Annotated in this window: 18 protein-coding genes; 14 read left to right on the top strand and 4 right to left on the bottom strand. The window is 64.4% G+C overall.

Annotated features, from left to right (window positions below; all coding sequences use genetic code 11):
- Nucleotides 1-102: 102 nt before the first annotated feature.
- On the bottom strand, nt 103-801 hold the full coding sequence (locus ACGLHT_RS26380) for a pirin family protein (RefSeq protein ID WP_137163585.1): 699 nt from the start codon (nt 799-801) through the stop codon (nt 103-105).
- Nucleotides 802-976: 175 nt separating this feature from the next.
- Between ACGLHT_RS26380 and ACGLHT_RS26375 the strand changes: the two genes are divergently transcribed.
- A complete protein-coding gene (locus ACGLHT_RS26375; RefSeq protein WP_274079504.1) occupies nt 977-3,493 on the top strand; it encodes a UvrD-helicase domain-containing protein in 2,517 nt (838 codons plus the stop codon).
- A 7-nt stretch (nt 3,494-3,500) separates the two neighbouring features.
- Here ACGLHT_RS26375 and ACGLHT_RS26370 read toward each other — a convergent pair whose 3' ends face one another.
- On the bottom strand, nt 3,501-8,372 hold the full coding sequence (locus tag ACGLHT_RS26370) for an NEL-type E3 ubiquitin ligase domain-containing protein (protein WP_337993846.1): 4,872 nt from the start codon (nt 8,370-8,372) through the stop codon (nt 3,501-3,503).
- A 254-nt stretch (nt 8,373-8,626) separates the two neighbouring features.
- Between ACGLHT_RS26370 and ACGLHT_RS26365 the strand changes: the two genes are divergently transcribed.
- The 4 genes from ACGLHT_RS26365 to ACGLHT_RS26350 all read left to right on the top strand — a co-directional run bounded on the left by ACGLHT_RS26365 (nt 8,627) and on the right by ACGLHT_RS26350 (nt 13,120).
- On the top strand, nt 8,627-9,553 hold the full coding sequence (locus ACGLHT_RS26365) for an alpha/beta fold hydrolase (protein ID WP_274120263.1): 927 nt from the start codon (nt 8,627-8,629) through the stop codon (nt 9,551-9,553).
- Nucleotides 9,554-9,909: 356 nt separating this feature from the next.
- Complete coding sequence (locus ACGLHT_RS26360; RefSeq protein WP_274120264.1) at nt 9,910-10,335, top strand: VOC family protein; 426 nt, start codon at nt 9,910-9,912, stop codon at nt 10,333-10,335.
- Nucleotides 10,332-11,111, top strand: coding sequence for an alpha/beta fold hydrolase (locus ACGLHT_RS26355; RefSeq protein WP_274120265.1), 780 nt, complete (start codon nt 10,332-10,334; stop codon nt 11,109-11,111). The genes ACGLHT_RS26360 and ACGLHT_RS26355 overlap by 4 nt, the downstream gene beginning before the upstream one ends.
- A gap of 332 nt (nt 11,112-11,443) precedes the next feature.
- Nucleotides 11,444-13,120: an MFS transporter gene (locus ACGLHT_RS26350; RefSeq protein ID WP_075044823.1), complete on the top strand. Its 1,677-nt coding sequence runs from the start codon at nt 11,444-11,446 to the stop codon at nt 13,118-13,120.
- A 112-nt stretch (nt 13,121-13,232) separates the two neighbouring features.
- Here ACGLHT_RS26350 and ACGLHT_RS26345 read toward each other — a convergent pair whose 3' ends face one another.
- Nucleotides 13,233-13,802: a hypothetical protein gene (locus ACGLHT_RS26345; RefSeq protein ID WP_137163589.1), complete on the bottom strand. Its 570-nt coding sequence runs from the start codon at nt 13,800-13,802 to the stop codon at nt 13,233-13,235.
- A 111-nt stretch (nt 13,803-13,913) separates the two neighbouring features.
- Between ACGLHT_RS26345 and ACGLHT_RS26340 the strand changes: the two genes are divergently transcribed.
- Genes ACGLHT_RS26340 through ACGLHT_RS26310 form a run of 7 tightly spaced genes read left to right on the top strand, consistent with a single transcriptional unit; the run spans nt 13,914 to nt 20,197 of the window.
- On the top strand, nt 13,914-14,591 hold the full coding sequence (locus ACGLHT_RS26340) for a thermostable hemolysin (RefSeq protein ID WP_085663277.1): 678 nt from the start codon (nt 13,914-13,916) through the stop codon (nt 14,589-14,591).
- On the top strand, nt 14,581-16,041 hold the full coding sequence (locus ACGLHT_RS26335) for an AMP-binding protein (RefSeq protein ID WP_025338629.1): 1,461 nt from the start codon (nt 14,581-14,583) through the stop codon (nt 16,039-16,041). Before ACGLHT_RS26340 ends, ACGLHT_RS26335 begins: the two co-directional genes overlap by 11 nt.
- A 15-nt stretch (nt 16,042-16,056) precedes the next feature.
- Nucleotides 16,057-16,737, top strand: a complete 681-nt coding sequence (locus tag ACGLHT_RS26330; protein WP_274120266.1) for a TenA family transcriptional regulator — start codon at nt 16,057-16,059, stop codon at nt 16,735-16,737.
- Nucleotides 16,724-17,530: an SDR family oxidoreductase gene (locus ACGLHT_RS26325; protein WP_137163592.1), complete on the top strand. Its 807-nt coding sequence runs from the start codon at nt 16,724-16,726 to the stop codon at nt 17,528-17,530. Before ACGLHT_RS26330 ends, ACGLHT_RS26325 begins: the two co-directional genes overlap by 14 nt.
- On the top strand, nt 17,527-18,168 hold the full coding sequence (locus ACGLHT_RS26320) for a tetratricopeptide repeat protein (RefSeq protein WP_025338632.1): 642 nt from the start codon (nt 17,527-17,529) through the stop codon (nt 18,166-18,168). Before ACGLHT_RS26325 ends, ACGLHT_RS26320 begins: the two co-directional genes overlap by 4 nt.
- Nucleotides 18,169-18,170: 2 nt before the next feature.
- On the top strand, nt 18,171-18,833 hold the full coding sequence (locus tag ACGLHT_RS26315; protein WP_075044829.1) for a response regulator: 663 nt from the start codon (nt 18,171-18,173) through the stop codon (nt 18,831-18,833).
- A complete protein-coding gene (locus ACGLHT_RS26310) occupies nt 18,830-20,197 on the top strand; it encodes a sensor histidine kinase (protein ID WP_025338634.1) in 1,368 nt (455 codons plus the stop codon). Before ACGLHT_RS26315 ends, ACGLHT_RS26310 begins: the two co-directional genes overlap by 4 nt.
- 6 nt (nt 20,198-20,203) lie before the next feature.
- Here the strand turns inward: ACGLHT_RS26310 and ACGLHT_RS26305 are convergent, their stop codons facing one another.
- The gene (locus ACGLHT_RS26305) at nt 20,204-20,590 is read right to left on the bottom strand and encodes a VOC family protein (protein WP_137163593.1); all 387 of its coding nucleotides are present in this window, start codon (nt 20,588-20,590) and stop codon (nt 20,204-20,206) included.
- 201 nt (nt 20,591-20,791) lie between these two features.
- On the opposite strand from ACGLHT_RS26305, the gene ACGLHT_RS26300 reads away from it, so the two are divergent.
- Both ACGLHT_RS26300 and ACGLHT_RS26295 read left to right on the top strand, forming a co-directional pair.
- Complete coding sequence (locus tag ACGLHT_RS26300) at nt 20,792-20,977, top strand: hypothetical protein (protein WP_137163594.1); 186 nt, start codon at nt 20,792-20,794, stop codon at nt 20,975-20,977.
- Between the two features lie 147 nt (nt 20,978-21,124).
- Nucleotides 21,125-22,030, top strand: a complete 906-nt coding sequence (locus ACGLHT_RS26295) for a LysR family transcriptional regulator (protein WP_025338637.1) — start codon at nt 21,125-21,127, stop codon at nt 22,028-22,030.
- Nucleotides 22,031-22,043: the final 13 nt, after the last annotated feature.

Raw genomic sequence — 22,043 nt, 5'->3', positions numbered from 1 at the left:
CCCCGGCAATATGTGCTGCGCAGCTGAAATCGAGGGGCTGCTGCGCAGCCCGATCGCGACACAAGGCCGCTCCTACAAAGATCGCGTCGCAAGGCGAAAGCCTCAGGCCACATCCACCAGCACGATCTCGCTGTCCTCGATGGCGGTCACCCGCAGCACCTCCTCCTGCTCGATCGCCACGCCATCGCGCGCCTTGGCACGCAGCCCGTTGACCTCCACCAGCCCCTTGGCCGGCACCAGGTAGCCCCGGCGTGCGGCATCGAAGCGGTACTCGGCAGTTTCGCCGGCACGCAGGGTGGCAGCCACCAGACGCGCATCGGTGCGGATCTGCAGGCTGTCCTCATCGCCCGCACGGCCGCTGGCCAGGGTCACGAAGCCTTCGCCACGCTCACCTTTGGGGAACGGCCGGCTACCCCACTGCGGTGCTTCGCCAGTGTGCTCCGGCACGATCCAGATCTGGAAAATACGCGTGTCGACGTCTTCCAGGTTGTACTCGCTGTGCACGATGCCGGTACCGGCGCTCATCACCTGCACGTCCCCGGCTTCGGTACGGCCTTTGTTACCCAGGCTGTCCTGGTGGCTGATCGCACCTTCACGCACATAGGTGATGATTTCCATGTCGCGGTGCGGGTGCGGCGGGAAGCCGCTGCCGGCAGCGATCAGGTCGTCGTTCCACACCCGCAGGTTGCCCCAGTGCATGCGCGCCGGGTCGTAGTACTCGGCAAACGAGAAATGGTGGTGGGCGTCGAGCCAGCCGTGGTTGGCGTGGCCGAGGCTTTCGAACGGTCGCAGTTGCAGCATGGTCGTGCTCCTTGAATCAGTGGAATGAGGCCATGATGCGTCAAAGAAGCATCGAAAATAAGCGTAAATATCGGCTTAAAAGAATCAGTAAAATAGATTGATTGCGATGGAGTGTTTTATCCGCTTCATCGCCTAATCCACTGATCTGCAAGCATTCGCTGGCGATTTTTTGTCGATGCGGCGAACATGCCCGCTGATTTTGTTTTTCAACGGAGTGACCGTGGCCCACGAGCAACCCCAGGCCCCCGCCGACCTTACCCCTCCTGCCCAGCTGCCCTGGTTTCGCCGCCTGGCGGCCCGCCTGCTGGGGCGTGGCCTGACCCGCCTGCAGGCCCAGCACCGCGACTCCTGGTTCCTCGGCCACGCCAGCGGCCAGCGCAGTGGCCATGCCGATGGCGTGCGTGAAGGGTTCGAGCGCGGGCGGGTGGAAGGTTACGAGGCCGGGCGCCAGGTGCTGGTGATCCGCGATACCCGGCCCGACACCGCGGCGGTGCCAGGCCGGGATGACAACCTGTTCGATGACTGGCGCCTGCCCCTGACTGCCGAGCTGAAAAAGCGCTTCAAGGCCGATGTCGCCCAGCGCCTGCCAGCCGAGGCGCAACCCAGTGCCGCGCAATGGAAGCTGATATTCAGCGACACACCGTCCACCTGCGTGGTGGCAGGGGCCGGGGCGGGCAAGTCCACCTCGCTGGTGCTGCGCATCCTGCTGTTGCGCCACTACCTGGGCTACGAGCTGGATGCGATGACCGTGGTCACCTTCACCCGCGAGTCGCGCAAGGACTTCATCAAGCGCCTGCTGCAGGTGTTCGCTCTGTGGCAGATTAACCTGCAACCGCTGCAGGCTCGCGAGCTGGTGCGCACGTTCCATTCGCGCATCCTGCCGCTGGTGCGCAGCCTGCCGGGCTTTGGCCAGGTGCGCGCGTTCGAAACGCTGGGCAACGAGATGCCGGCCGGGCGTGAGGCCGAGGCCGAGAGCAACCCGTTCGACCTGCGCCTGAACGATGCCCAGCGCCAGCAATTGAACCAGTGCTACAGCACGCTGCTGGGCGAGAGCCCGCGTTTTGCCGAGCTGGTCGGCCTGTTGCGCAGCGAAGTCCTTCAGCTGAAGCCGCTGGACCCGAACAACCCCGATGTGCAGAAGCGCGCCCAGGTAACCCAGCTGGCTGCCCAGCGCGACGAAGAGCTGTGCGACGTGATCGAAGACCTGTGGTTCGCCGCCGGCGCCTGGCCGATCAAAGGCATCGAACCCTGCCGCGAAACCATCCAGATCCGTGGCAGCCGCTTCCATGTGCATGGCCGTCTGGCTGGCCAGGGGCCTTTGCTCGTGCTGGGCTTCGACCCGGCGGAAAGCGCGCAGTACCAGCGCCCCGGCGCCAAGCTGGCAGTGCGCGCCGAGTGGGCGGTCAAGCGCACCCTGTTGCAGGCCTTCTGCGACCAGCCGCTGATCTGGCTCGACAACTACGCCATGGCCCGGCGCCTGGCAGCCTCGCTGGCCGGTGATGCCGTGGCCGGCCCCGGCTTCGAATACAAGGTCAAGGGCGAACTGGCCCCGGCGCCGCTGCTCGATGCCTTTGTCGGTGCGGCGAACTTCATCGAGAACCTCGGCCTGGAAGTGAACACTGCCGTGGCGGCGATGAGCTTCCCGTCCGGCGACAGCGATGCGCTGTTCTTCGAGGCCCTGGCCCTGTACTGGAAGGCCCTGGAGGCCCACCTGCTGGACCAGTCGCCGCCGGTGATGAGCTACAACCGCATGTTCGCCCTGTTCGGCGAGAACAACCCGGAAAACCTGCAACTGCTGCCCGACCCGTTACTGCGGCCGCTGGCGCACCTGATGATCGACGAATTCCAGGATGTGTCACCGCAGATCGTCAGCTGGCTGCGCGCCAGCCTCGCCGAGATCCGTCGTCGCGGCCCGGCGATGCACACCGGGCGCCATGCCCAACATTCGTCGCTGCTGTGCGTGGGCGACGACTGGCAGTCGATCTACGGCTGGCGTGGCAGTTCGCCCAAGTACTTCATGGAATTCACCAAGGCCTTCCCGTCGCCGGCCAACACCCGGGTGATGCTGGTCGACAACTACCGTTGCCAGCAGCAGGTGATCGACGCGGCCGAGTATCTGGTCAAGGGCACCCCGGCGATTGCCGGCAAGAAAGCCAGGGCCAGTGGCCCGGCGGCCGAGTTGCCCGGCTCGCCGGTCAAGGTGTTCGACCGTGACGAGGCAGCCCTGGGTGAAACCCTGATCGAGCACTACCAGCGTGGCGAGACGGTGATGATGCTGTACCGCAAGGGCAGCGACAGGGCGCTGATGAACGAGCACCTGCAGGGCGTGCTGAACGCCGAGGCGGCGTTGCCGGCCGAGCAGCGCCGGCTGCGCCAGTTGACCTACCACAGTGCCAAGGGCTTGCAGGCCGATGCAGTGTTCATGCTGGGCGACTGCCAGTACCTGACCAGTTCACCCTACAAGAACCAGGTGTATCGCCAGGCCGGGTTGGGCAAGGCCGGTGATGCCCAACCGTTCGATACCGCGCAGAAGGAGGAGGTGCAGCGCCTGGCCTACGTGGCGGTGACCCGCGCGGTCAGGCACTGCTATTGGCATGTGGAGGCGGCCAACGCAGAGGCGGCGGCAGCGCCGCGTGCGTCGAGCCAGGTGGATGGGCGGCAGGCCTTCTTCGAAGACCTGCGAGGTCATTGATCAGCTTTCAGACATCGAGGATGTCTTCTTGCCGGGTAAGGCTCAGCAATAGCCCGGCTTCCACCTCCTCCTGTGCCTTGGTCAAGGCTTCCATAGCCTTGAAATACGCTTTCCCACTGAGCGGAACCCGACGCAGCGTGCCGTTTTCGTCCAGCGCAAGGCCAGGCATTTCCGGGGCCAATGCACGTATTATCGACTTGTCCAGGTGCGTGATCGCCTCCTGGCTTTCATCCAGGCAATAAAAGAGGTAATCGAGGCCAGGGCGCCAGAAGTCGGTAATGGCCTCGAACTGACTGGCATATTTGCGCTTGAGGTAATCAACCCAGACCGGCCGTTCGCTTATCCACAGTTGTCGGGCAGTGGTGTCGGCATCGAGTTCGACCACGGCATCGCGCACGTTGTCGATGATCTGCTGGTTGATCTTGGCGAGGTCCCTATAGAGCATGCCGCTGCTGGGTTCTGGAAAATCGAGGTCTTCGCTCAACGACTGGCGCAATGCCAGGCGGACTTCAATATCGTCGACCAGGCCTGTGGTCAGGTCCGCATCGGGGAACGCCGCCGCGACATCCAGTACGTCACGGTCCGGTAACTGACCAGCATGTTCCTGCAGCGCCCGCTTGCGCAAACCGCGTTGCAGGCTGATGCGATCGGCCAGTTCGTTGACTTTCTCGCGACGGTACAGCTTGCGATAAAGGTCGAGTATCGGCTTTGCCGTGTCCTGTGCTTCCCCAGATACCTGGTGGATCAGCAACTCCACTTCCAGGGCGCTGAACGCATCGGCGCCAGCGTCACCGCAAGTGGGCGGGAAGATTTTCGCCACCTCGTTCAAACGCTCGCGCAACACCGCGTCCCCGTGGGCCTGCTCCAACAGTTCCCACACTCGGGCACGCAGGCTTCGCAGATCCCTTCGCGCTTCCACCGAGTCGGTCAGACGCTCCAACACCGCTTGCAGGTCGCCATTGTCGTTCTGATCGAACAGGTCGGACCACACCTGTACCTGATGATCGGTTGCGGAATCGCGCCAGAGCCGTTGCCACTCCTGCCTTTCTGGCGGGTGCTCGAAGATGTTGACGCCTCTTGCGCGCAGTTGCCTGGCCGGCTCGGCTTCCAGATTGTTGTAGTTGAAAAGCCAACGGCGATCGCGCACGCGCGCTGCGACGTCCCGCACATACGGACTGCGCAGGATGTTTACCAGGTCCGGAACATTGGGAATGTGGTTGGACGAGAGGTTCAGGTAACGTAACTGGTACTGTCGCTGGTTCATCAGGGTGCTCAGGCCAGGGGGAAAGGCATGCAGCTGAGTTCTGTCCAGATCCAGGTGCTGCAGCCGCGCCATGTAGCGCACATCAGGCGCGTGTTGCAGCGAGTTGAAGCTCAGGTCCAGTTGCTGCGGATGGATCATGTCCTGGAAGCGTGTGGCGAGGTTTTCATCAAGCGTGATGCGATTTCGACTCAGCTTCAGGATATTAAGCGGCTGATCGCAGAGGAAAGCCAATGTCGCTTGATCCAATGTAAGGTTATTGCCGGTCAGGTTCAGTTCGCGCAAGCCTGGCATCGCTGCCAGCACTCGTTGTGCGGTGGGTGAGAGGGTAACAACGGTATTGTTGGTCAGGTCCAGTGTTTGCAGCTTGGGCACCGATTCGAGCGCTTCGAACAACGCTTGCGGGTTGATTGTCGCGATGTTGGTCACTCTCAGCACTTGCAGGTTGGGGAAGCATGACAGGAACGCCCTGTCCAGTCGTTGCAGTTGCAGATCGTTCAGCTTGAGTTCACGGATGTAGGGCAGGCTCGCTGTGATCGCTGGCAGCTCGGATATTTGTATCTTCTCCAGAACGAGCGTGCCCAGTTTGGCTGAACCCTCCCGCCGCCAGGCATCTTTGAGGCGTTTGGCGCATTTTTCTCGATCCTGGCGCCTGAAGATGTCGGGGGCGCTCTTGTACCAACTTTCCAGATTGCTATCCAGAGTTCGCCACTCCGTCTCCAGTTGCCGAATTGCCGAGCCCAGGTCACCGGTCCGGCTCAATTCGTCGCTCAGGGCGGTGATCTGTTTGCTATTCAGAGAAGGGAAAAGTCGATTGAGCCGACGTGCCGCGGCGGATGTGCTGATTGCTGCTGCTCCTCGACCACTGAGCGGGTAACCAATTTGCCCATGTGCCAGGCGCATGGGCGAGCGAAAGCCTGGCTTGATTGATTGCTGGCCAAGCAGCACGGCGCAGCCCGATCGGTCGGCGACGGCGCTGGCGAACAGCTCGGCTTCACTCGCCTGCGGCTGTTCGGCTACCAATGCATCGCGCAGCAGTTGGCTGTCGGCATTGGCCAGGTCTGCTCGGTACAGGCCGGTCAAGGCACGATCGAGGCGGGTACGGGCTTGCAGGTAGCGGGCTTCTTCAGCCACGCGCAAGGGCACGCGCCCGTTCTTCAGGCGTTCGCGTTCGGTGCTGTCGGCATGCGCGACGAGTTCTTCCAGGGCATTGTCAGGCAAGCCGGGGAACTGGCGGCCCAAGGTCTGTGCTTCGTCGCCAAGCGGTGCGCGATGGCTTTCCAGCATGCTCGCGAAGACTTCGCGACGACGTGCTGTCAGGTGGTCGGCCAGTAGCTCGTTCAGGGCGCCCGGGCGCTGCTCTGCTGGCGTATCGGGTAGCAGCTGCTGTATGACATCTTCATCCATCCCCGCCAGGACAACCTTGCTCAGTTCGCCTTCGTCAAGCTCCCCGCGGCCGATCTCGATCTGCAGCGTGTCGGCTTTTGGCTGTGCACCGAAGTACACTGCTTCCCCCCATTTTTCGGCACCGGTGAAGACCTTCAGCCTGTAGTTCGCGGGCCAGCCAGGCAGCTGTACCAGTTCCGGCAGCGCGAAGTTCATATGCGCAGCCAAAGGCTGGCCATGACGTACCCGGGTGATGATGCCCTCCACGTCGTCAGCCAGTCGCAGGCGCAGCAAGGTATCGGCCAGCAGAGCCGGCGGCCGCGAGCCGGTGACCTGGCTGCGACGCAAGGTGTCTGCGTCGACTTCGGTAATGCGCAAGGCGGCAAGTTGCTCCGATGCATCCAGCCCCTGGCCGAACCGGCCCAGCCCCTCGAGCAACTGCGCATCGTCCCATTCGAGCGGGTTGTCGTGGGCCAACTGCCAACGCTGGTCGCCGAGGTAGCGCAAGGCCGGAGTGTAGGCATCGGGGGCGTCCGGGTGGCGCACATGCCACTGTCCGTCGGTTTCGAATACCTCATACAGTTTGCCTTGAAGCCAAACATGGGTTTTGCCATCGATGATGTAGAGCCCTTGGGCATTTTTCTGCACACCCGCCGGCAACGAGCTCGAAGTGCTGTAAGGGCCCATGTCGGGGTGCCAAAGCCGTTCGCGGCCACCTTTCCAGACGCTTTCCAGCGCATCGACGAACCCTGATGCCTTGACCGCGCTGCTGCCGACGGCAAAACCGGCGATCACGGCGGCATTGATGGCCAGTGACTCGAGCTGTTGCAGCGCTTCCTGGGTATCGCCTTCTTCCCAGGCTTCGAACCCGGTGAACACCGAATCCATGAGGTCGTAGGCAAATACCCCAAGCATCGCGGCATCCAGCCCAGGCACGAAGAAGGCGGCCACGTTCAGTACGTTCATGCCTGCGTCCAGCCAGTGCTGCAGCCGTTCCTTGCGTGCCTTGGCGTCGGCATCGGCGGTCGGTACTGCAATTGCTCTGGCAGTTGCCTTGACGCGGCGCTTGTGGTCTCTGTAAAGCACCTGCCAGATAGGAAAGGCCAGGCGCGTTCGTTTGAAGTGCAGCTCAGGCTTGTTCTTGGGTTTGCGTGTGGAGGCGTTGTGCTCGAACAAGGCATTTTCGAGCTTGCGGCTGAGCTCGACCTGGTTGTCCTGGTCAGCGAAGCTGATCAAGTGCTGGCGAAACGTGGTTTGCACCAGGCGTTGACGCATGAGTGAGCCGGCTTTTTGCAAGGAAGCGAACTCCCTCACCGGGTGTTCGGAATCGTGGGGAATGTAGAGCATGCAGGGGTTGGTCTGGTCGGCTTCATCGGGGCCTATCAGCAGTACGCCATGAAGCGGGATGCCGAACAGGCTGAAGCGCCAGCAGCGAAGCTTGTGTTCGCCGTAACGCGGCGTGCTTTCGTTGTCGCATAGCTGTACCAGAGCATTGTGGCCTTTGAGCGTCAACAGGCCCTTGAGGTAGGCGATCATTGCCTCGGTTTTCAGTGCCTGCTGGCTTGCATCGATCCACTGCTGTTCGATCGCGGCCTTTCTGGGGCCTTCATAAATGCCCTGCAGGTGGTCTTGATACTGCTGGCCCAGGTTCAGGCTTCGGCAAAGGTCCACGAACGCTTCGGGCTCGAGCCCGGGAAGTGAGGCGACGTTGTCCGGGCCAAGGGTCAGGGTGTCGAACGGGCCCACTTCGTCGGGCCCTTCGAAATTGTGCAGTGCGGCCTCCAGCAGCGAGCGCTTCTGTGGCGGCCCTTCGGGGCGCTTGATGTACGTATCGTCACCGCCGAGTGAAAAATCGAGGCCTGGGACATTTTCCAGCGTGGTGTACACCTTGAACGGCTGGTGCAGGTACTGGGCTTTGTCCACTTCGACATCCGGGCCCAACCGGCCCTCCAGCAAAGGCTTGCAGAATTCGCTGATCTGCCTGAAGTCATCGAGCAAGGCTTGCAGCGCTTTGAACCCGGCATTTCGGGCGCTGATCAGCTGTCGTAAACGCGCCTGGTCTTCATTGCTGGCTGCAGCGTACCAGGCGTAAGGCGAGCCGTTTTCGTCGAGGTAGTCCTTGCGCACGCTCTGCACGATGCGGCGGGTATGGTCGGGGTGCATCGTTCGGCACCAGGTAGGCAGGTTACGGACAATCTGGGCCTGATGGAAAGGCACGGGTGTGCTGGTCATGCTAAATACTCCGTGGTCAATGGAGGCGCCAGTCGACAGGTTTCGCCTCGGCATGCGGTGGTATTTAGTTGAATGCGCAGGTCGGTCCTGTGCACGACAGCGTCGGTAGGGGAGCAGCGCGGGCAGGGCTGTTGGGAGATGGTGGAGCAAGGCATGGGGTAGGCATGTCGTGTGGATGACGCCGGCGTGTGGGATATGGGCCAGCGTCATGTGATGCCTGGCCATGGGCCGGCGCTCTATCAGGGAGAACTACGATGCATTCGCTGTGCAGTCCCAAGGATCACCTGCTGGACCTCGACGGTATTGAAATAGCGGTACGCACCTGGGGGGCGGAGGACGGCATCCCGGTGCTGGCCCTGCATGGCTGGCTGGACAACGCCGCCTCGTTCGAGCGCCTGGCCCCGATGCTCGACGGCTGCTTCGTGGTCGCCCCCGACCTGGTCGGCCACGGCCGCTCGGACCATCGCCGCCACGACAGTGGCTACTACCTGTGGGAACATGCCGAGGACATGCTGGCGGTGGCCGACAGCCTGGGCCTGGCGCAATTCCATGTGCTGGCCCATGGCATGGGCACCGGGGTGGCGTCGCTGCTGGCGGCCATGACCAGCGGTATTGCCAGCATGACCTTCCTCGACGGCATGGGCGCACCGTTCACGGTGGCCGAGGACGACCGCGTGCAGCACCTGGCCCGGGCCTACCGGCTCAAGCGCATGGTGCAGCGCAGCCAGTTGCAGGGTTTTGCCGAGCCGGACGTCGGCCGTTTCGAGGACCTGGACACGGCCCTGGCACGACGCCGCGAGCGCCTGGATACCGGGCTGTCGGAAGAGGCGGCACGGCTGCTGGCGCTGCGTGACCTGCTGCAACTGGGCGAGGGCTATTGCTGGCGCCACGACCCACGCCTGGTGCTGCCCGAACCCATGCCGCTGACCGAGCGCGAAGCCTGCGACTTGCTCAGCCAGATCCGTTGCCCGTTGTACCTGCTGTTCGGCCGCCAGGGGGCATTCACTGGTGAAGCCTTTACCCGGCGCCAGGCGGCCTTGCCCAGCCAGGCGAAGATCTCCTGGCATCCGGGCGGGCACCACTTCCACCTGGATGCGCCGGACCGGGCGCTGGTCGATCAACTGCTGCGCATCCTCGCCCGCCATGAAGGGGGTGTGCTGCAACGGTTGGTAAACGAGTAACTGGATATGGTCATGCCATGCGCACGTGGGCTATGGTGGTGAATCTCATCGGGCTTGCGTGATCCCTTGTGGGAGGTTGTCCAGCTCTTTGGGCTGCGCTGTCGCGCAGATAACTGAATTCGCAAGCGATCCTCGTACCCTGTGGGAGCGGCTTTAGCCGCGAAGAATCCAACGCGGTGCATGGCACCGGCTGCGCCGGTGTTCGCGGCTAAAGCCGCTCCCACAGGGTCCCTGCTAATTCAATGCGTTATGTGCAGTTCCATGAGAGCGGGCGAAGCCCGTGCCATTCACCGCAGCGCCTGATTCGCGGGCACGCCCGCTCCCACAGGAATCCAGCGGCCACAAGGAGCCTTGGCATGCGACCATTCGTCATCAAGCACATCGACCACCTCGTCCTGCGGGTCAGCGACCTGGAGCGCAGCGTCGCTTTCTACACCCAACTGCTCGGCTGCTCGGTCAGCCGCGTGCGCGAAGACCTGGGCATGGTCCACCTGGCCACGGGCACGGCGATGATCGACCTGGTGACCCTGGACGGTCCTCTAGGTAAGCCTGGTGGGGCGGCGCCGGGGCCCGAGGGCCGCAACCTGCACCATTTCTGCCTGCGCATCGAGCCGTTCGACGAGGCTGCACTTACGGCCTACCTGCAAGCTGCGGGGGTTGAAGTCGAACCTGCCGAAAAACGCTATGGCGCCGAAGGCGAGGGGCTGTCGCTGTACTGCTACGACCCCGATGGCAACCAGGTCGAGCTGAAAGGGCCGGTAGCGGCAACGGAGGCTCCATGAGCAACCTGCACACCCGCGAGCACTGGATCGACACCGCCCAAGGCAAGCTCTTCGCCCAGGAATGGGCGCCGCTGCAGGCGCAGGGCGCGCCGATCGTCCTGCTGCACGATTCGCTGGGTTGCGTTGCCCTGTGGCGCGAGTTCCCGGCGCAGCTTGCGCAAACCACCGGGCACCGGGTAATCGCCTACGATCGTCTGGGCTTTGGCCGCTCCAACGCCCACCCCGGCAGCTTGCGCCTGGGCTTTGTCGAGGACGAGGCGCAGCAGGGGTTCACGGCGCTGCGCGAGCATTTTGGCATTGGCGATTTCATTGTCTTCGGCCACAGCGTTGGCGGCGGCATGGCCGTGGCCTGTGCGGCGGCCTTCGCCAGCCAGTGTGTGGGGCTGATTACCGAGTCGGCGCAGGCGTTTGTCGAGGCCCGTACCCTTGAGGGCATTCGCGTGGCCGACCAGCAGTTTGCCGAACCTGGGCAGTTGCAACGGCTGGAGCGCTACCACGGCGGCAAGGCCGAGTGGGTATTGCGTGCCTGGGTGGACAACTGGTTGTCCGAGCACTTTGCCGATTGGAGCCTGGATGCGCTGCTGCCGCAGGTACGCTGCCCGCTGTTGAGCCTGCATGGCGACAACGACGAGTTCGGCTCGCCGGCACACCCCGAGCGGTTGGTGGCGCTGGCTGGCGGCCCCGGGTTGACGCGCCTGCTGCAAGGTTGTGGCCATGTGCCGCATCGGGAGCAGGCCGAGCGGGTACTGGCGGAAGTCCTGCAGTTCTTGCGCTGACCTTTCTCCCCAGGCTGACGCGGTCCCTGTAGGAGCGGCCTTGTGTCGCGAAAGGGCTGCAAAGCAGCCCCGACAATCTGTGCAGGTACGCTGAAATCCTGGGGCTGCTTCGCACCCCATTCGCGACACAAGGCCGCTCCTACACGGATCGCGCAAGGCTCAAGTGGATATCCCGGCAAAGCCTATTATGCTTCAGTTACCTTGCTGCGATCCGAGGCGGCCTGCCTCGTCGTGCTTCGCATATCCAAAGCAAGCCCCCCAGGGCCTGGGTGCGATGGTGAAAATGATATGAGGTGCCCCCGGCCTGCCTGACGACAAGACGGAGGCACCCCATGGCGGTTCTCGACAGCACATCCACGGGCAGCGCGCCCCAACGCGGTATCACCCGGGAGGAGCGCAAGGTCATCTTCGCCTCATCCCTGGGCACGGTATTCGAATGGTACGACTTCTACCTGTACGGCTCCCTGGCGGCGATCATCGCCAAGCACTTCTTTGCCGGGGTCAATGAAACCACCTCGTTCATCTTCGCCTTGCTGGCCTTTGCCGCCGGCTTTGCCGTGCGGCCATTCGGCGCCATCGTGTTCGGCCGCCTGGGCGACATGATCGGGCGCAAGTACACCTTCCTCATCACCATCGTCATCATGGGCCTGTCCACCGCTGTGGTGGGCCTGCTACCCAGCTATGCCACGATCGGCGTGGCCGCGCCGATCATCCTCATCAGCCTGCGACTGCTGCAGGGCCTGGCATTGGGTGGCGAGTACGGCGGCGCGGCCACCTATGTGGCCGAGCATGCACCCAAGGGCCGGCGCGGCTTCTTCACTGCCTGGATCCAGACCACGGCCACCCTGGGGCTGTTCCTCTCGCTGCTGGTGATAATGGCCTGCCGCACGGCCATGGGTAACGAGGTGTTCGAGGCCTGGGGCTGGCGGGTACCGTTCCTGCTGTCGATATTGCTGCTGGCGATTTCGGTGTACATCCGCATGCAGCTCAACGAGTCGCCGGTGTTCATGAAGATGAAGGCCGAGGGCAAGGCGTCCAAGGCGCCACTGACCGAATCGTTCGCCCGCTGGGACAACCTCAAGGTGGTGATCATGTCGCTGCTCGGCGGCACCGCCGGCCAGGCCGTGGTGTGGTACACCGGGCAGTTCTATGCGCTGTTCTTCCTGTTGCAGATGCTCAAGATCGAGCCGCAGACCGCCAACCTTCTGATTGCCGGTTCGCTGCTGATCGGCACACCGTTCTTCATCTTCTTCGGCAGCCTGTCCGACCGCATCGGCCGCAAGAAAATCATCATGGCCGGTTGCATCATTGCCGCGCTGACTTACTTCCCGATCTTCAAGGCACTGACCCAGTACGGCAACCCGGACGTGTTCGTCGCCCAGGAGCAGAACCCGGTAGTGGTGATGGCAGACCCTGCCCAGTGCGCGTTCCAGTTCGACCCGGTGGGCAAGGCCAAATTCACCAGCTCGTGCGATATCGCCAAGAGCCTGCTGGCTAAGCGGGCCATCCCCTATACCAACGAAGCGGCCGAGCCTGGCAACGTGGCGCAGATCCGCATTGGTGAACGGGTGCTGCCAAGCTTTGATGGCAGTGGCCTGGCGGCAGCGGACTTCAAGGCACAGAGCGACGCCTTTACCGCGACCTTGAGCGGAGCGTTGAAGGAAGCCGGCTACCCGGAAAAGGCCGACCCGGCGAAGATCCACTACCCGATGGTGCTGTTGCTGCTGACCATTCTGGTGATCTACGTGACCATGGTCTACGGGCCGATCGCGGCCTGGCTGGTGGAGCTGTTCCCGGCGCGTATCCGCTACACCTCGATGTCGCTGCCTTACCACATCGGCAACGGCTGGTTCGGCGGCTTCCTGCCGACCGTGGCGTTTGCCATGGTGGCGGCGACCGGGGATATCTATTACGGCTTGTGGTACCCCATCGTGATTGCGGTGATGACGGCGGTGCTGGGGATCTTCTTCCTGCCGGAGACCAAGGACCGCGATATCAACCACACTTGAAGGTTGAGGCTACCTGTACCGGCCTCTTCGCGGGCTTGCCCGCTCCCACAGGGATACCACTGCGCCCTGTGGGAGCGGGCAAGCCCGCGAAGGGGCCGGTACAGTCAACCCATCAGTCGAAATAGCCACGCAACCCAAAGGCATACCCGGTATCCACCCCGGCAGCCTCGCCCCGGCTCCAGCGCTTCTTCAACACGAACTCGAACGCCGGCTCGTACAGCCCGTCCCGCACCAGTGCACCCGCCAGCACCTCCACGTCATACCAGCCATTGTCCAGCTCGATGATCGGCCGCCCCGGCACCTGGTAGCGCGCCATCAGGTCACCCAGTGTCTTGGGCGTGAAGTGCTGCAGGATGCGCCAGGTGTACAGCATCAGCGCACGGTGCTCGACCTGCAGCACATAGCCATTGCGGCGGTGCTTGAGGCGGCTGCCGGGTTCGCGCAGGGCAGGGGTGTGGTTGTCCAGGGTGAACAGGATGCGGTAGGGCAGGTTATCGACCCCGGCCAATGGCAGCACGATCCCTTCGCGCACGGCCTGGTCGCCGCTGTCGCCGTGGGTGAACGCATGGGCCAGGTCGTCGGGTAATTCATGTTGTTGCTTGAAGCGCTCGAGCAACTGGATATCGCCGAGCAGAAAGTAGTCGACCAGGTCGTTGAGCACTTCGCTGAATTCGTGGCGCATCTGTTTTCCTTGTTGGTGCGCATGAGGGCATTGGAAAATGTAGCACTTCAGATTGGCTTCAGATTGCCCCCTGATACTGCCCCCGAGACCTGACTTGAAAGGGGGACAGCCATGACCCAGGCAGACAGCGCCAGCCTGTTTCCACTGGCTATCGGCAACCACGGCGATCGCCTTGCCCACATGACACTGAAACACCCGGGGGAGCCGGGGCGCGACGAGCTGGAACAGTTCATTCACGCCCGCTTTGCCTGCGCGCACCACGCCGACGTGCAGCACTACCTGCCCGAATTGCTCGGCCTGCATGACAGCCACGGGCGCCTGATGGCCGCTGCCGGCATACGCCTGGCCAGCAGTGGCCCGACCTTCATCGAGCGTTACCTGGATGAACCGCTGGAAGCGGCCGTGACCCGGCTGTCGGCCAGCCCGGTCAGCCGTACGCAGTTGGTCGAAGTGGGCAACCTGGCCGCGCTCAGCGCCGGCAGCGCGCGGATCATGATCATTGCCGTGACCTGGTTGCTGGCCGCCCGCGGCTTGCAGTGGGTGGCCTTCACCGGTGCCGCGACCCTGGTCAACAGCTTTCATCGCCTGGGCCTGGTGCCCACGGCGCTGGCCGTGGCCGACCCTGGCCGGCTGAACGGCGATGCCGACAGTTGGGGCAGTTACTACGCGCAGCACCCGCAAGTGTTCGTCGGCAACATCGACTACGGCCATGCAGCCCTGGCCCGCGGCGGCGTTTTCGAGCGGCTGGGCTTGCCCGCGAGCGTGCAGGAGGCCGGCCATGCCGCGTGAATGCCAGCTGTTCAGGGAAGTGTTGCAATTGCACGCCCGTCACCGAGGGGCGCAACCGGCGTTGCTGGGCCTTGGCGGGCCGTTCACCTATCAACAATTGCTGGATGAGGTCGAGCAACGCCAGGCCTGGTTGAGCGCGCAGCCATCGGGCACCTTCGCCCTGGCCCTGGAAAACGGCCCCGAGGCGCTGTTCTGGGACCTGGCAGCACTGTTCGCGGCGCGCCCCATCGTCATCCTGCCGGCGTTCTTCAGCAGCGCCCAACGCCGCCACTGCCTGGCACAGAGCGGGGCGGTGCTGGCGCTGGCCGACGAGGCCTTCGCTGACGACCTGCACGCCAGCGGCTTCATTGCCGGTGAGCGCTTCTGGAGCCGGCAGCCGCCAGCGGCCGTACCCTTGCCACCGGGTACCGCGAAGATTACCTACACCTCCGGTAGCACCGGTGCACCCAAGGGCGTATGCCTGAGCGCCGATGCCATGCTGCGGGTAGCGCGTGAACTGGAGGCCGCCAGCCGGCCCACGGCGCCAGGCAAGTACCTGGCGGTATTGCCCCTGGCGGTGCTGCTGGAGAACCTGGGCCTGTACGCGGCCCTGCTGGCCGGGGCGAGCATTGCCCTGTACCCGCAGGCGCAACTGGGCTTTCGCGGTGCCAGCCAGGTCGACTTCAAGCAATTGCTGGGCACCATCTCCTTGAGTGGGGCCGAAAGCCTGATCCTGGTGCCGCAACTGCTGCTCGGGCTGGTCACTGCCATCGAGCGCGGCCTGATGCGGGTCGGCCCGTTGCGCTTCGTGGCGGTGGGCGGCGCGCGGGTGGCGCCGAGCCTGCTGGCCCGGGCCGAGGGCGTCGGGCTGCCGGTGTTCGAGGGCTATGGCTTGTCCGAATGCGCCTCGGTGGTATGCCTCAATCGCCCCGGGGCGCACCGCCCGGGCAGTGTCGGGCGGCCGCTGCCGCATGTGCAGGTGCGCATTGCCGAAGACGGCGAAGTGCAGGTGGCCGGTTCGGCGTTGCTCGGCTACCTGGGCGAGCCACCGTTCAGCGAGCCGTGGTTGCCGACCGGTGACCTGGGCCACTTCGACAGCGACGGCTTCCTGTACCTGGCCGGGCGCAAGAAGCACCAGTACAGCACCAGCTTCGGGCGCAACGTCAACCCCGAGTGGGTCGAGGCCGAACTGACCCAGGGCGGGGTGATCGCCCAGGCATTCGTCCACGGCGAAGGCCTGGCACACAACTTGGCGCTGATCTGGCCGCTGGACCCGCAGGCTGACGACCACACCCTCGAACAGGCCATTCGTCAGGCCAATGCCGGCCTGCCGGACTATGCCCGGGTGCATGCCTGGCGGCGCCTGCCCGAACCCTTGAGTGCCGCCGGGCAAACCCTTACCGCCAACGGCCGGCCACGCCGCGAACAGATCCTGCGGTGTTACCAGTCCCTGTTATCCGACCTTCAATGACCCACGAGGTTTGCCATGCTTTTCTTCGATACGCTGCAGCAGGAAACCGCCGACGAGCGTACGGCATTGTTCAGCGTCCCGGTCATCCGCGACGCGCTGGCCGGCAAGGCCAGCCTCGAGGCCTATGTGGCCTTTCTGACCCAGGCTTACCACCACGTGCGGCACACCGTACCCTTGATGATGGCCTGCGGGGCCCGTTTGCCCGCGCGGCTGGAGTGGCTGCGCGGCGCAGTGTGCGAGTACATCGAGGAGGAGTACGGCCATGAGCGCTGGATTCTCGATGACATCGCCGCCTGCGGTGGCGACCCCCAACAGGTGGCGGGCGGCCGCCCGGCATTGCCTGTCGAGCTGATGGTGGCCTTTCTCTACGACCAGATTGCCCGTGGCAACCCGGTCGGGCTGTTCGGCATGGTCAACGTGCTCGAAGGCACCAGCATTGCCCTGGCCACCCAGGCTGCCGGTACCCTGCAGGGCAGCCTCGGCCTGCCGGACCAGGCGTTCAGCTACCTGAGTTCCCACGGCGCCCTGGACCAGGACCACATGGCCACCTACCGTGGCCTGATGAACCGCCTGGACCAGCCCGAGGACCAGCAGGCGGTAATCCACGCTGCCAAAGTGGTGTACCGCCTGTACACCGCCATGTTCGAAGGGCTGCCGCGTAACGCGCAGCAGGAGGTACAGCATGCGCTTGCCTGATTGCGTGGCGGTGCTCACCGGCGCCAGCGGTGGCATCGGCCTGGAGCTGGCGGACCAGCTTTGCAGCGCCGGGGGCCGCGTACTGGCGGTCAGCCGGCAGCAGGGCAAGCTGGCCGAACTGATGGCGCGCTACCCCGGCCAACTGCGTTGGCAACAGGCCGACCTGCGCGGCGCCGAAGGCCGCCGTGACGTGCTGGAGGCGGCGCGGGCGATGGGCAGTTGCAACCTGTTGATCAACGCCGCCGGGGTCAACCGCTTCGCCTTGCTCGAACAGATGGACGAGGCCGCCCTGGACGAGTTGTTCGACCTCAACATCAAGGCCGCCGTGCAGCTCACCCGCCTGTGCCTGCCGCTGCTGCGCGCGCAGCCCAGTGCGCTGGTGGTGAACGTGGGGTCGATCTACGGCTCCATCGGCTACCCCGGCTATGCCACCTACTGCGCCAGCAAGTTTGCCTTGCGCGGGTTCTCCGAGGCATTGCGCCGCGAGCTTGCCGACACCTCGGTGAACGTGCTGTATGCCGCACCGCGCACCACCCGCACGACGATGAACAGCAGCGCCGCGCAGGCCCTGAACCAGGCGTTGAAGGTGGGGGTCGATGACCCGCAGGATGTCGCCCGGGCAGTGCTCGACGCGGTGCAGGCCGAGCGCAGCGAACTGTACCTGGGCTGGCCGGAAAAACTCTTCGTGCGCCTTAACGGCATGCTGCCGGGCGTGGTCGACCGCGCCCTGCGCAAGCAGCTGCCGCTGATCCGTCGCTACAGCACCTGGCACAGCAAGGAGTCGAGCAAATGAAACGTCTGATACTGGCCGGCCTGCTGGCCATCGCCCCGTTCACCTGGGCCCTCGACCAGAACGGTACCCAGCAACTCAATGCCATCCAGCAGCGCTGGGCGGTTATTCGCTACAACCTGCCCGAAGCCCAGCGTGCCGGGGCGTTCGAGGCCCTGGCGGTACAGTCGGCGGCGTTGGTGCGCCAGCACCCGGGCTCGGCCGAGCCGCTGATCTGGGACGGCATCGTCAACAGCAGCTGGGCCGGTGCCACCGGCGGGTTGGGCGCGCTGGGCAAGGTCAAGGCCGCCCGCGCCAGCCTGGAAAAGGCCCTGGCCATGGACCCCAAGGCCCTGCAGGGCTCGGCCTACACCAGCCTGGGCGCGCTGTACGACCAGGTGCCCGGCTGGCCGCTGAGCTTCGGCGACCAAGCCAAGGCCGAGGCCATGCTGCGCCAGGCGCTGGCGATCAACCCCGACGGTATCGACAGCAACTACTTCTGGGCTGACCACCTGTACCGGCAGAACCGCTACGACGAAGCCCGCGCCGCCCTGCAAAAGGCGTTGCAGGCACCGCCCCGGCCCGGGCGGGAGCTGGCCGACCAGGGCCGGCGTGGTGAAATCGATGCTTTACTCAAAGCGATCAAGGACAAACAGGATTAAGCATGCGCCTGCTGCTGGTAGAAGACGATGCCGCGTTGGGGGAGGGGATCTGTGACGGCCTGCGCCGCGAGGGCTATACCCTCGACTGGCTGCAGGATGGCGCCAGCGCGTTGCATGCCCTGTGCCACGAGGAGTTCGACCTGGCCATTCTCGACCTGGGCTTGCCGCGCCTGGATGGCATCGAGTTGTTGCGGCGCCTGCGTGCGGCCGGGAAGAGCCTGCCGGTGCTGGTGCTGACCGCCCGCGACGCCACCGAGGACCGTATCGCCGGGCTGGACGCCGGCGCCGACGACTACCTGGTCAAACCCTTCGACCTCAACGAACTCAAGGCCCGCTTGCGGGCCTTGCTGCGGCGCAGTAGTGGCCGTGCGCGGGTGCTGATAGAGCATGCCGGGGTGTGCCTGGACCCGGTCAGCCAACAGGTGCACTACCAGGGCCAGCCGGTGGTGCTCACGCCCAAGGAATACCTGCTGTTGCACGAATTGCTGGCCCAGCCAGGCAAGGTGTTCACCCGCGAACGCTTGACCCAGTTGCTGTATGGCTGGGATGAAGAGCCGGAGAGCAATACCCTGGAAGTGAACATCTACCACCTGCGCAAGAAGCTGTTCAACGGCCTGATCCGCACCGTGCGCGGAATCGGCTACCTGGTGGAACGCAAGGCATGAGCTCGCTGCGCCAACGCACCCTGTGGCGGGTGATGCTGCTGTTGCTGGTCGGCAGCGGGTTGCTGGCGCTGTACAACTACCACGACAGCCGCCACGAAATTAACGAGGTGTACGACGCCCACCTGGCGCAGAACGCCCGGCTGCTGCAGGGCATCATGAGCCTGCCGGTGCAGGAGCAGAGCCGTGACGAGTTGTACCGTGCCTTCGACGAGGCCTTGAGCAAGGCCGGGCACCACAAGGTGGGGCACCGCTACGAGAGCAAGCTGGCCTTCCAGGTGTGGGCCGACGACAACGGGCTGTTGGTGCACACGCCCAGCGCCCCGCAGCTGGGGCAGGCGCCGCGGGTGCCAGGGTTTGCCGACGTGGTGGTGGACGGGCGCCGTTGGCGCAGTTTCGTCTTGCCGGTGCCGGAAAAACACTGGGTGATCTGGGTGGGCGAGCGCAACGACGTGCGCGACGACCTGATCGAACGCATCGTGCGGCACACACTGTTGCCATTTCTGTTCGGCAGCCTGGCCCTGGCCTTGCTGGTGTGGGCGGCCATTGGCTGGGGGCTGCGGCCGCTGCAGAACATGGCCAGGGTGATCCGCGCCCGCCACGCCGAGTCGCTCGAGCCGTTGCAGCTGGTGCCGTTGCCGAAGGAGCTGGAACCGATGCAAGCGGCGATCAACCGCCTGCTCGGGCAGATCGATGACCTGCTGCGCCGCGAGCACCGTTTCATCGCCGACGCTGCCCACGAGATGCGCACGCCCTTGGCCATCCTGCGCCTGCATGCGCAGAACGCCCTCAATGCAGACAGCGCTGCCGAGCGTGACAAGGCCCTGCAGTTCCTGATGGGCGGTGTCGACCGCCTTGCCCGGGTGGTCAACCAGCTGTTGACCCTGGCCCGCCTGGAGCCGCGGCCAGGCCGGCGTGACTGGCCGCGGGTGGACCTGGAGGGCGTGGTGGCCGAGACCCTGGCCGAGCTGACCCCATGGATTCTGGAGCGCGGGCTGGAGCCTTCGCTGGACATCGCCGCCGGCGACTACCACTTGCACACCGACGCTGGCGCGTTGGGTATCGCCTTGCAGAACCTGGTGGCCAATGCCGTGGACCATTCGCCGGCAGGCGGTCGGGTCACCGTGACACTGCAGCGCGAAGGCCAGGCCTTGCTGGTCAGTGTCGACGACGAAGGGCCGGGCATCGCCGAAGTCGACCAGCAGCGGGTGTTCGAGCGCTTCTACAGCAAGGGCTCGACCAATGGCGCCGGGCTGGGGTTGTCGATTGTCAGCACCATCATGACCCGCCTGGGTGGCAGCGTGCAGTTGCGCAACCAGGCGCCACACGGGTTGCGCGCGACTTTGCGCCTGCCCGTGGGGCCCTGAACATCGCTAGTGTTTCTGGGCGATCTGGATCAGGTTGCCGCAGGTGTCATCGAACACCGCTACGGTGACGGGCCCCATGGCGGTGGGCGTCTGGGTGAACTGCACGCCTGCCGCGCACAGCCGGGTGTATTCGGCCTGGATGTCACGCACGCCGAACGAGGTGGCGGGGATGCCGTCCTGCTTGAGCGCGGCCTTGTAGACCTTGGCGGCCGGGTGCGCGTCGGGCTCGAGCAGCAGCTCGACGCCGTTGGGGTCGTTGGGGGAGGTGAGCGTCAGCCAGCGGTGTCGGCCCATGGGGATGTCGTGCTTGGGCTCGAAACCGAGTACGTAGTGGTAGAAAGCCAGGGCTTTGGCCTGGTCGTCGACGAGGATGCTGGTGACCACGATCTTCATGAACGCACGCCTTATGCCTGGAACCGTTGAGTATCAGTAAAGACAATCAGGGGCATTTGGCCAGGGCACCGGGTTCTCCCGCGAACCATGCAACGCGATCCGACAGCATTTCACTTCACGGTCAAGGTTCCAGATGGGTTGGTGGCAATGGGGGATGTAGCGTTGATCGAGCAATACCACCCAACCCAAGGAGTGAACCCCATGCAAGAAGAACCCATGAACAAGCCAGACGACACTCTCGACCACGAACAGCTGGAAAATGCAGAACCGCAGGTAACGTTGTCCCGGCGCAAGCGCGGTATCGGGCCAGTAGTCGGCATGCCCTGCAGGCCAGGGTACAAACTGATTGGTGATGACTGTGTAATCGCCAATATCGATTTCGAGTGAAGCAAAGGGGGGCGCACCGCGCCCCTCGTAAAAACCTGCTCAAGCCATAGGTAAATCCTTCATCACCCGGCCCCCACCCAGCCGCTGCCAAGGGTAAAGTGACAGGCATGATCCCAGCGCGCCCAGACCGGCGTCAGAGAGGTGCCCGTGGCGGCCTACACATTGCGACAACTCAAGTACTTCGTCACCACCGTCGAGGCCGGCAGCGTGGCCGAGGCTTCACGCCAGCTGTACATTGCCCAGCCGTCCATCTCCACGGCCATCAAGAGCCTGGAGGAAAGCTTCGGCGTGCAGCTGTTCATCCGTCACCACGCCCAGGGCGTGTCACTGACGCCCAGCGGCAAGCGCTTCTATGCCAAGACCAAGTCGCTGCTGCAGATGGCCCACGAATTCGAGCAGAACGCCCTGGCCGACAACGACACCGTGGCCGGGCAAATCGACATCGGCTGCTTCGAGACCGTGGCACCGCTGTACCTGCCGCGGCTGATCGCCGGCTTTCGCCAGCGTTACCCGGGGGTGGATATCCGCCTGCGCGACGGCGAGCAGCAGGACCTGATCCAGGGCCTGACCGCGGGTACCTTCGACCTGGCGTTCCTCTACGACCATGATCTGGACGGCACCATCGAGGCCGAGCCGCTGATGCCGCCGCAGAAACCCTATGTGCTGCTGCCCGAAAACCACCGCTTCGCCGGCCAGGCCCAGGTGTCGCTGCGTGACCTGTGCCCGGAGCCGATGATCCTGCTGGACGTGGCCCCCAGCCGCACCTACTTCGTCAGCCTGTTCAACGAAATGGGCCTCACGCCCAACATCGTCTTCAGCTCGCCGTCGATCGAGATGGTGCGCGGCATGGTCGGGCAGGGCTTCGGTTTTTCGCTGCTGGTGACGCGGCCGCACTCGGAGTACACCTACGACGGGCAACGCCTGGCCATGCTGGATATCGCCGAGCCAGTGGCGCTGTCAGGGCTGGCGGCGGCCTGGTTGAAGCGGGTGCAACTGACCAAGCCGGCGCAGTTGTTCGTGGAGTTCTGCCGGGAGCAGTTGGCGAAGTTCTGATACGGGCACGCCA

Origin of the sequence: Pseudomonas sp. PsB (assembly GCF_043658375.1) — a bacterium.
GTDB lineage: Bacteria > Pseudomonadota > Gammaproteobacteria > Pseudomonadales > Pseudomonadaceae > Aquipseudomonas > Aquipseudomonas putida_Z.
Note: the sequence above shows the minus strand (reverse complement) of the source record. Positions and strands in the feature narration are given on the sequence as shown.

Excerpts from the sequence above, each read along its gene's own strand:
- ACGLHT_RS26335 (WP_025338629.1), top strand. The coding sequence starts at position 14,581 with ATGCCGCGTGAATGCCAGCTGTTCAGGGAAGTGTTGCAATTGCACGCC.
- ACGLHT_RS26310 (WP_025338634.1), top strand. The coding sequence starts at position 18,830 with ATGAGCTCGCTGCGCCAACGCACCCTGTGGCGGGTGATGCTGCTGTTG.
- ACGLHT_RS26355 (WP_274120265.1), top strand. The coding sequence starts at position 10,332 with ATGAGCAACCTGCACACCCGCGAGCACTGGATCGACACCGCCCAAGGC.
- ACGLHT_RS26305 (WP_137163593.1), bottom strand. The coding sequence starts at position 20,590 with ATGAAGATCGTGGTCACCAGCATCCTCGTCGACGACCAGGCCAAAGCC.
- ACGLHT_RS26380 (WP_137163585.1), bottom strand. The coding sequence starts at position 801 with ATGCTGCAACTGCGACCGTTCGAAAGCCTCGGCCACGCCAACCACGGC.
- ACGLHT_RS26320 (WP_025338632.1), top strand. The coding sequence starts at position 17,527 with ATGAAACGTCTGATACTGGCCGGCCTGCTGGCCATCGCCCCGTTCACC.
- ACGLHT_RS26330 (WP_274120266.1), top strand. The coding sequence starts at position 16,057 with ATGCTTTTCTTCGATACGCTGCAGCAGGAAACCGCCGACGAGCGTACG.
- ACGLHT_RS26345 (WP_137163589.1), bottom strand. The coding sequence starts at position 13,802 with ATGCGCCACGAATTCAGCGAAGTGCTCAACGACCTGGTCGACTACTTT.
- ACGLHT_RS26350 (WP_075044823.1), top strand. The coding sequence starts at position 11,444 with ATGGCGGTTCTCGACAGCACATCCACGGGCAGCGCGCCCCAACGCGGT.
- ACGLHT_RS26300 (WP_137163594.1), top strand. The coding sequence starts at position 20,792 with ATGCAAGAAGAACCCATGAACAAGCCAGACGACACTCTCGACCACGAA.
- ACGLHT_RS26325 (WP_137163592.1), top strand. The coding sequence starts at position 16,724 with ATGCGCTTGCCTGATTGCGTGGCGGTGCTCACCGGCGCCAGCGGTGGC.
- ACGLHT_RS26365 (WP_274120263.1), top strand. The coding sequence starts at position 8,627 with ATGCATTCGCTGTGCAGTCCCAAGGATCACCTGCTGGACCTCGACGGT.
- ACGLHT_RS26360 (WP_274120264.1), top strand. The coding sequence starts at position 9,910 with ATGCGACCATTCGTCATCAAGCACATCGACCACCTCGTCCTGCGGGTC.
- ACGLHT_RS26315 (WP_075044829.1), top strand. The coding sequence starts at position 18,171 with ATGCGCCTGCTGCTGGTAGAAGACGATGCCGCGTTGGGGGAGGGGATC.
- ACGLHT_RS26340 (WP_085663277.1), top strand. The coding sequence starts at position 13,914 with ATGACCCAGGCAGACAGCGCCAGCCTGTTTCCACTGGCTATCGGCAAC.
- ACGLHT_RS26375 (WP_274079504.1), top strand. The coding sequence starts at position 977 with ATGCGGCGAACATGCCCGCTGATTTTGTTTTTCAACGGAGTGACCGTG.
- ACGLHT_RS26370 (WP_337993846.1), bottom strand. The coding sequence starts at position 8,372 with ATGACCAGCACACCCGTGCCTTTCCATCAGGCCCAGATTGTCCGTAAC.